11 protein-coding genes are annotated in these 8,032 nt (G+C 60.5%); 3 read left to right on the forward strand and 8 right to left on the reverse strand.

The features are described from left to right. From VBE63_RS22380 to VBE63_RS22390, 3 genes are all read right to left on the reverse strand, one after another. Positions 1 to 745, reverse strand: a 745-nt coding sequence (locus tag VBE63_RS22380) for a DUF6880 family protein (protein WP_323685234.1), incomplete at its 3' end; no start/stop codon positions are given. Positions 746 to 1,281: 536 nt separating this feature from the next. Beyond that, positions 1,282 to 1,683 (reverse strand): type II toxin-antitoxin system VapC family toxin, encoded by a 402-nt coding sequence (locus tag VBE63_RS22385; RefSeq protein WP_323685235.1) that lies wholly within the window; start codon positions 1,681 to 1,683, stop codon positions 1,282 to 1,284. 1 nt (position 1,684) lies between these two features. After that, positions 1,685 to 1,945: an AbrB/MazE/SpoVT family DNA-binding domain-containing protein gene (locus VBE63_RS22390; RefSeq protein WP_323685236.1), complete on the reverse strand. Its 261-nt coding sequence runs from the start codon at positions 1,943 to 1,945 to the stop codon at positions 1,685 to 1,687. 242 nt (positions 1,946 to 2,187) lie between these two features. On the opposite strand from VBE63_RS22390, the gene VBE63_RS22395 reads away from it, so the two are divergent. Further along, complete coding sequence (locus tag VBE63_RS22395) at positions 2,188 to 2,466, forward strand: XRE family transcriptional regulator (protein WP_323685237.1); 279 nt, start codon at positions 2,188 to 2,190, stop codon at positions 2,464 to 2,466. A 92-nt stretch (positions 2,467 to 2,558) separates the two neighbouring features. Here the strand turns inward: VBE63_RS22395 and VBE63_RS22400 are convergent, their stop codons facing one another. From VBE63_RS22400 to VBE63_RS22415, 4 genes are all read right to left on the reverse strand, one after another. Next, positions 2,559 to 3,155, reverse strand: a complete 597-nt coding sequence (locus VBE63_RS22400) for a hypothetical protein (protein WP_323685238.1) — start codon at positions 3,153 to 3,155, stop codon at positions 2,559 to 2,561. 553 nt (positions 3,156 to 3,708) lie between these two features. Further along, on the reverse strand, positions 3,709 to 4,050 hold the full coding sequence (locus VBE63_RS22405) for a nucleotidyltransferase domain-containing protein (protein WP_323685239.1): 342 nt from the start codon (positions 4,048 to 4,050) through the stop codon (positions 3,709 to 3,711). Beyond that, positions 4,037 to 4,486, reverse strand: a complete 450-nt coding sequence (locus VBE63_RS22410; RefSeq protein WP_323685240.1) for a nucleotidyltransferase substrate binding protein — start codon at positions 4,484 to 4,486, stop codon at positions 4,037 to 4,039. Before VBE63_RS22410 ends, VBE63_RS22405 begins: the two co-directional genes overlap by 14 nt. Positions 4,487 to 4,571: 85 nt before the next feature. Then, on the reverse strand, positions 4,572 to 5,132 hold the full coding sequence (locus tag VBE63_RS22415; protein ID WP_323685241.1) for a Uma2 family endonuclease: 561 nt from the start codon (positions 5,130 to 5,132) through the stop codon (positions 4,572 to 4,574). Between the two features lie 710 nt (positions 5,133 to 5,842). Between VBE63_RS22415 and VBE63_RS22420 the strand changes: the two genes are divergently transcribed. Both VBE63_RS22420 and VBE63_RS22425 read left to right on the forward strand, forming a co-directional pair. Further along, the gene (locus VBE63_RS22420; RefSeq protein WP_323685242.1) at positions 5,843 to 6,463 is read left to right on the forward strand and encodes a hypothetical protein; all 621 of its coding nucleotides are present in this window, start codon (positions 5,843 to 5,845) and stop codon (positions 6,461 to 6,463) included. 47 nt (positions 6,464 to 6,510) lie between these two features. Beyond that, a complete protein-coding gene (locus VBE63_RS22425; RefSeq protein ID WP_323685243.1) occupies positions 6,511 to 6,753 on the forward strand; it encodes a helix-turn-helix domain-containing protein in 243 nt (80 codons plus the stop codon). Positions 6,754 to 6,775: 22 nt separating this feature from the next. Here VBE63_RS22425 and VBE63_RS22430 read toward each other — a convergent pair. Next, positions 6,776 to 8,010, reverse strand: a protein-coding gene (locus VBE63_RS22430; protein WP_416274634.1) for an IS3 family transposase whose coding sequence is annotated in 2 segments (ribosomal slippage) — positions 6,776 to 7,737 and positions 7,737 to 8,010 — 1,236 coding nt in all. Because the reading frame shifts where the segments join, the coding sequence is not laid out codon by codon here. Between the last annotated feature and the right edge of the window lie 22 nt (positions 8,011 to 8,032).

Consider the following 8,032-nt stretch of genomic DNA (forward strand, 5'->3'; position numbering starts at 1 on the left):
GAACCGGATTAGGGTCCGGGCTATAGTGAAGCGCGGCCCGCACCCGCACATCCGGGTCGCCCAGGGATTCGGACAAAAGTGACAGCGTACCCGAGAGCTTGAACACCTCCTGCGGCGGGCGCTCCTGCCCACCGCCTGCGGCTGCCTGAGAGGTCATACACTCCGCCAACTGGGCGTCGATCCCTGCGACCAGCTGGCGCTGTGCTTCATCGCTTAGCAAAAGACCCGCATGGCGCAGCAACGCATCACGGGCGCCATACTCGTCGGCAGCGTGCAGATCAAGCACCCGCTGCGACCACTCCTCGGCCGGTGCCTCGCACTGCGCGGCAGCGCGCAGCCAGCACTGGCAAGCCAAGCGCATGGCGTAGCCGATTGCGCCACCGGAGTCGTCGGCACGTTCGAACCACGCGGCGTCCGACTCGATAAAGGTCTGAAACAGGGCCAGAGCGGCCCGCGGGTTCTTGGGACAAAGCTCCCGCTCCACCTGCTCGAGCCATCCTTCAAGCATACGGCCGAACTGGTCGGCTTCGCTATAACCATAGTACTTACCGGAACGCTTCCAGGCGGAGAGGGTTTTCTTGAATCCTGTCGCAAGCTCGTCGGGATGGTCGGCCAACTGCATGCGGGTCAGGTGGGCGAGGACGGCCTCATGGCCCGCAGCGAGCTCCAGCAGTACGGTAATCAGGTCGCCATGGGCCTGCCGGGCAAGGAAGGTGGGCAGATCTTCAATGACTGGCTTGGGCATCAGGGATGGGCGAGACGTGGTGATCAGGCCGAAGCAGCGCCAGTGCCGCTGGTCGGGCCGATCATTCCCTTGGGGTCGATGTAGTGGGTGAGGTCTATGACGTACACGGCGTGTCCCAGGTCTCGGGCGAGATAATCGCTGGCTTCGTTATAGTGACGTTGGCCAGCCACAAGTCAAGGCTTTGCCACTACGAAGCGTACGACGATCCCGGCTTCCGGCACCGCGCGAAACCCAGAGGGTTGGCCGGTACTGCCTGAGCCCGCGTCGGCAATGATCCTGGCTACGGCACCGGGGTGTGCATAGTGCGGACGTCGCGAAAGTCCCGCGCAGGTTCACGCAACAGGCGAGCGTTTATTGCAACGGGCCACTTGCCGCATGACGCGCGGCAAGTAATACTGGTATTACCAGTGTGTGGAGCTGTCAATATGGAAGCCGCGACCAGCAAGCTCACCAGAAAGTATCAGGCAACGATTCCCGAGCCCGTGCGCCGGACACTTCAGTTCACTGCCTTTGCTCAGGTCGGGAAAAAAGCGGCCTCAGTGGATCACGCAGTGGAATGGCTGCCGGCCGGCACCCCGATAGACCGTGAAATCGCTGTCGAGCGTTGCCACGCGGAAAACACCCAGGCGATTGGCAAGTGCGACCAGTTCAGCATCCACATAATCCGCTGGGAGGTCCTGGTAGCGCTGCATCACGTCGATCGTGCCTTTAAGATGAGACGCCGTCTCATGCACCAGCAGCGCCGCATCCACCCAGCTCAGACAGTCAATCGCGGCTTGAATACCCACGCGACGGTCCAGCACATGGCTGGCTTCGGTCAACACGCCGCTGGTGGTGATCAGCCGGTCAGTATTGCCCTTGATCCAACGCAAGCAGCGCGTGTGGTGAGCATCATTGGCATTGAACAACGCGATGAGTGGGCCGGCATCGACCAGCACATCAGCCATGCTTTCCCGCTACGCTATCCTGGAGCAGCGATTTGCGGCAGGCGCGCGAGCTGCCGGGATCATCGGGCGCAGCAGAGCGGTGCTGACCAAACAGATGCTGTCCGCGGTCGTAGGCGGTCGCGCCCCCGCCCTTGCGCACCACGACGGTACCATCGACGATCACGAACTCGATCTGGTCACCCGGGCGCACACCCAGGAACGCCCGAATGGGCGCAGGGATAGTGGCCTGTCCTTTGCTGGTCAGCGCTGTCATACAGTAATACTAGTGAGTAATACCGGCATTGCCAAACTGTTTCGATGCGTGTTTGTTGGTTCGTAGATCAGCCTGCTGGATACCTGCCCGATGAGCGCCAACCCGACACGGATCCACACTGGCATGCAGCACGCGACCCGTCGCGGAGCGCCAGCCGTGCACGCGAGTGCCAAGGGCTCAGGCCCCGGCCAGCAAGCGCCCCGACGCGGCACCCTCAGGAGCGCCACATGAAGGAGAGCCACATGAACAAGCATATCGGCAGTCAGTTGGACGATTTCCTGTCTGAAGAGGCGGTGCTTGAAGAAGCCACTGCCGTGGCGATCAAGCGCGTCGTTGCCTGGCAGATCGCGCAGGAGATGAAGGCCCAGCACCTCACCAAAACCGCGCTAGCACAGAAGATGCACACCAGCCGTGCGGCGCTGAACCGCTTGCTTGATGACACCGACACCAGCCTCACGCTGACCACCCTGACCAGCGCGGCGAAGGCGCTAGGCAAGAACCTGCGGATCGAGCTCGCCTGATGCGCCATCCGAGCCCAGGCGCCTCCAGGACCATGGCATCCTGACTCGCTGCCGCCGCTTGAACGCCAGCATCACCACTGCCAAACCATGCATCAAGCCCAAGTGGCGAACCAGCCCGGGACCGCCCGGCGCCGGCGGCCCACACCCAACATTCCAGCAACACCCGCCACCAGAAGCCCAATGGTCCCCCCAACAGGCACAGGGTTTTGTGGGTAACTCAGCGGATTAAAATCAGTTAAAACAAAATCTCCAAAATATGGAAAACCAGCTTCATCTAAAACTCCAACTCCTTGTGGATTAGTTACTTGGTTATAATTATCTATTGATAGTGCAAATCCTAAATTTGAAAGTGCAGATGGGTTATATATTAATCTACCACTAACTGTTCCTCCTGGATTTAAACCTTCAAAAAATTGATTTTGAAAAGTGTATATTCTATCATTTAAATTTCCAGTCTCAGTCCAATCAGTTCCAAGAGTTACTGAATAATCAGATTTATCTAAAATTCCTTCATAATTACTTAAATCAATATAAATTTGAGATAAAATTGAGTTAGTATTATTTTTAATTGAAAAAAGATTTGCATATCCATCAATAGTATTCATAGTGTCTATGTCACCTTGTGATTCAAAAATCAAAGCACCTTTTGCAGGGGATGCACTAAGAGCTCCTGCAAGACCTGCTATCACAAGGAGGGCCTTCCAACCCGATCGGGCCTTTGCCTGCCGGCTTATTCCGCGCATCCGAATACCCCTTCTCCGTTCCGTCTCTTTGTCCGCGTTCAACCCGCGATCGTCCAGGCTGCCGCGCAGCCAGCGTGGCGCTTTCCCCGTCCAGCTTGCAGACCCGCCCTGGGCACGCGGATGCCTGCGTTCGCTGCCGCGACTGATGCAGAAAGCACGCCAATCCGCAATGCAAAAAACACGCCGATCGGCGATTTTTGCCGATAATTCAGCACACCTGCCACAAAGAAGCAGGGGTTGGCCGCACACCCCCCGATGCGATACCCGCGCTGGTGTTAAATAATCTGACAGCCACAAGCGACGGAGGACCCATGGATCAGCCCTGCTGCTGAAGGGGTCAGTGTCTGAACGACTCGCGGTGCTCGCAACGGGACGAGATGCGTTGTACGAGCCCTGATGCCTGCGCATGGCGCTGGATACGGACGCCCTGATCTATGCGCAGAGGCTGGGGGCTGGGGGCTGGCCGATACGCATCGCTGCACTGCGGCGAGGCGCCCGCTCAGACAGCGCTTGCCGTTGCGGTGCGCAGCACCACATATCCGGCCTCGATATTCTTGTGAAACGCCTCGGGCAACGCAGACCAGCGGTGTACCTCTACCAGCATGGGCAGGGCGCTGGCCTGCAGGGCTTCCTTGAGTGTCAACCAGCCCTCCACATCCTGTGCGGGATCTGCGGGGTTGCGCAACACGAGATCCAGATCACTGCCCTCATGCGCGCCACCCGTCACCCGACTGCCATACGCCCAGACCTCTGCAGCCGGGACGTGCTGCGCCAGCAAGTCCTGCAGCACCTCTAAGTGCGGGGCGGCCAACTGCAGCCTGCAGCGCTCAAGCCGAGGCATCGAATACCGCCTGCAGCGCCGGTGCCAGCGCGCGCACATCGCTCAGGTATTGCGGCAACAACTTGAGGGTCTCATTGGCAAAGCCCTCGCCATAGTCGTGGGCGGTGTTGTTGTGATTGGCCCTGTAGCGCAGCCAGCGCTCTACCGTCAGCGCATCCATCAGCCCGTGTTTCCCGGCGTGACGCAACACATCGTTGAACACCAGCGCATCAACGGCCCGGGGTGCGCCCCCGTAGGCTTTCAGCGCCTTGCGCAGCAACTTGTCGGCTGTTTCCAGAGAGAGCTCAAAGCTCTTGATGGCGGCGTTACGATACAGGTCAAACATGACATCATCGCGCCGCTCAAGGTGATCAATAGCCTTGAGCGCCTGCTCCAGCGTGGCGGCGGTGCGCAGCAGATGATCTACATTCAGCGCCATAGGGTCCTCGCCGCACATCCAGGTCCGTGGACGTGACGTGGTTCAGAGCTCGCAGCTTCGCGTCCATGGTGCCGATCGCCGCGGAGGAATGGTTACCGGCCGATCATGGCCCCGGCGCAGCATCCTCGAACACCTCGGCCGCCAGTAGCCGCAGGTCCACCGACAGCAGCTCGACCGGATCCGCCGGCGGCTGCAGGCTCCAGCGACCCGCGTCTTCGCGGCGGTAGAGCTCGATGCGGCCGCTTTCGGGGTCCACCATCAGGTACTCGCGCAAGGTCTCGATCTGCCGGTAGGCGGCGAACTTGCCGCCGCGGTCAAAGGCTTCGGTGCTCGGAGACAACACCTCGACAATGAGTACCGGCGCGATCTTGTCCTGGGGTCTGGCCAGATCTGCGGCCTCGCAGACCACCATCACATCCGGGTAGAACCAGGCGTCCACCGCGTCCACGCGCAGCTTCATGTCAGCGATGTAGGCGCGGCAGGGGCCACCGCGCAGATGGGCGCGCAAGGCGGCAAAGACGTTGCCGGCAATCGTTACGTGACGGTCACTGGCCCCGACCATGGCGAAAACCTCACCGGCAACGTACTCATGCTTCCCGGACTGCGCGGCTTCCCAGGCGAGATAGTCCGCCCCGCTCAGCCGCGCGCTCTGTGCCTCGGCCATGCCGATCACTCCTGAGGTGACTTCACTGGCTGAGCATACGTCGACCGCGGCGCGCAAGCCAGTGTGTGATTGGCGGACCGCGCTGCGTGGTCAAGCAACGGCCTTGCAGCGCTCAGGGAGGCGATACGTTGCCCAAATCTGAAAAGCTGGAGATCTTCACGACGCCATCTGCTACCCCTTCCTCTGCTGCTTCTTCATCCTGTCGCTGCGTTTGCCGCAGCTGCTCTTCGGCTGTTCTCTTCGGCTGCGTTGTTGCCACCAAACCCGCCTCGCCTGCGCGGCAAGCCTGAGCGCGCAAACAAATAGAAGCAAGAAAAGACGCCAATCGCCGATTTTTTGCCGCGCACTGAAGCTGCATAGCACAAAAACGCCCGCATCGGCGGCACACCCCCCGCGCAATTGCCGCGCAGCCGTTAAATAATCTGACAGCCAAACGCGACTGTTAGGTCCCAGATTACTCCATGAGACACCACCTCAAATGCAGCGCGCTATTCCACCGGTGAAGTGATTGAACCGAGGATTTATTCCGGTAATCAGATCCGCCGCTAACGGATGGCTTACCGATGGTTGGGCCGCTGACTCGGATCGTGAGTAGGCGCGCATAGCCGCCGTTCCCGCAGCACGGGATGCAAGGTAGGCTGAGCGTCGTCAAGTAAACAACTGAGAGAGGAAGTGGGCCCGCGCGGTTACCGCCGCCGGGCCCGTGGCCGGTGCTGCTTCGCTACGATACGGGGCTCACCAGCGAGGAATACGTTAGCCGCGAAGCATGGCGCGATGCAAGCCTGCCGTTCTGCCCGAACCACCGACAGGGCGGGTGCTCCCTAAAACGGCATGGCACCTATGAACGCAAGACCCCATCCGGCGCACGTATCGCCCGCTGGTATTGTCGTGAGAGCCATACCACCTTCGGCCTGCTGCCAGATTGCTTGGCGGCACGACTGCCCGGCACCCTGTGCTCCCTGGAAGAAGCGGTTGTTGCGGCGGAGCAGGCTGTCAGCCTGGAAGCAGCTGCCGCTGCACTGCGCCCCGGCATTGAGCTGCCTGGCGCAGTACGCTGGCTGCGCAGGCGACGACAGTATGTGTACCAATGCCTATCGCTGGTGATGGCGCTGCTGCCCGATATGCTGGCTGGCTGCACGCCCACGATCACTTACTTTCGCATCCGTTTGATGCAAGACGCCGTGCTGGTGCCTCTGCGTGGCCGCACCGCAGCTTATCTCCCGCAACTACCCGCTCCCCTGGGATTCTCAGCGCTGGCATGCGCAGGCGGTGAGGTCAATCGCGCTCAGCAACAACCGATGGGGCCAGATCCACCGCCTGCGACCGCGTAGCGTCTGGGTTCCCGAGGCAATCGCCTCGCCAACCCAAGGACCCTCCCATGCATGACCCCGATAATGACCATCGCCAGGCGGTGGCCCTGTTCCGCTACGGCCTGATCGCCGACCTGATCCATCTGCCGCCGGGTAGTCCCGGCATCAGTGCCCAGCTGAAGGCCAAGGCCGAACAGGAACACTCCATTCCCGGCAGCCGGCGCAACCGGGTTGCCGCCGAGACGCTGCGCGACTGGCTCAAACGCTACCGCCGCGGCGGCTTCGATGCCTTGCTAAAGTGGACCCCATAGTCAAGACAGTTTTGGCCAATATTTAAGCTATCAACTCTGCCGACTGTTCTGCAGCTGCACAGCGCTGCCCTGTAGTCTCGTTGTTGGTCACCGCGGCCTGACGAGAAGCGAAGTGATCAGGTATGGATGCCCCACCACCCACCCCTGTGCAGTAGGCCTGATCAGGTGTCAGATTGCCCAGGGCCTGGTGTGGTCGCTCCGCGTTGTAGAACTGGAAGTAGTCGGTCAGACCGAGGGTCAGTTCGTTGATCGAGCTGTAACCACGCAGGTAGATGTCCTCGTACTTGACGGTGCGCCACAGTCGCTCCACGAAAATGTTGTCAAAGGCGCGCCCGCGGCCATCCATGCTGATCGCCACACCGTGGGCCTTCAAGACATCGGTGAACGCATTGCTGGTGTATTGCGAACCCTGATCACTGTTGAAGATCTCCGGTGCGCCGTAGTGCTCAAGCGCCTCCGTCAGCGCATCGATACAGAACGCCGCGTCCATGGTGTTGCTGATGCGCCAGGAAAGCACCTTACGGCTGTACCAGTCCAGTATTGTGGTCAGATAGACGAATCCGCGAGGCAGGCGCACATACGTGATATCGCTGCTCCAAACCTGATTCGGGCGCGTGATCGCAACGCCGCGCAGCAGATAGGGGTAGACCTTGTGCTCCGGGTTTGGTCGGCTGGTCATGGGGCCCGGTGCCATGCCAGCCAAGCCCATCTGTCGCATCAGCCGCTGAATGCGCTTGCGGTTGACCACGTAGCCCCGTCGACCGAGCGCCACTACCATACGGCGACTGCCGTAAAACGGGTGCGCCGTGTACAGTTCGTCCAGCAGTCGGCACAGCTCAATGTCCTCCGCCGCCTCTGGCCGCTCCCGTCGCCGTGCATACAGCGTGGAGCGTGCCACGCCGACCAGCTCACACTGTCGCTTCACCGACAATTTGTCGCCCGGATCTATCCAGCCCTGGCGCGTCATGGCAGGCTGATCCCGGACTTTTTTTTGAGCCAATCCAGTTCCATCTTGAGACGGCCGATCTCGCCGTACAAGCTGTCGTCCGTCTGGTACTCCGGCTTGGGCTTCGGCCCGCGCTTGCTGTCGAAAATGGTCGACGACTGGTCTACCAGCGCCTTCTTCCACTGACTGACCTGCACAGGATGAACACCATACTGCTGCGCGATCTCGTTCACTGTCTGCGTCCCACGCAGGGCAGCAACCGCCACCTTGGCCTTGAGCTCTGGCGAATGTGATTGACGTTTCTTGGTCATTGTTACCCCCATACACCGGCAG

Source organism: Lamprobacter sp. (assembly GCF_034860625.1).
Taxonomy (GTDB): domain Bacteria; phylum Pseudomonadota; class Gammaproteobacteria; order Chromatiales; family Chromatiaceae; genus Lamprobacter.

Bases quoted from the DNA above. Each gene is read 5' to 3' on its own strand.
- VBE63_RS22390 (WP_323685236.1), bottom strand. From the start codon at position 1,945: ATGACAGCGCTGACCAGCAAAGGACAGGCCACTATCCCTGCGCCCATT.
- VBE63_RS22395 (WP_323685237.1), top strand. From the start codon at position 2,188: ATGAACAAGCATATCGGCAGTCAGTTGGACGATTTCCTGTCTGAAGAG.
- VBE63_RS22405 (WP_323685239.1), bottom strand. From the start codon at position 4,050: ATGCCTCGGCTTGAGCGCTGCAGGCTGCAGTTGGCCGCCCCGCACTTA.
- VBE63_RS22410 (WP_323685240.1), bottom strand. From the start codon at position 4,486: ATGTGCGGCGAGGACCCTATGGCGCTGAATGTAGATCATCTGCTGCGC.
- VBE63_RS22415 (WP_323685241.1), bottom strand. From the start codon at position 5,132: ATGGCCGAGGCACAGAGCGCGCGGCTGAGCGGGGCGGACTATCTCGCC.
- VBE63_RS22425 (WP_323685243.1), top strand. From the start codon at position 6,511: ATGCATGACCCCGATAATGACCATCGCCAGGCGGTGGCCCTGTTCCGC.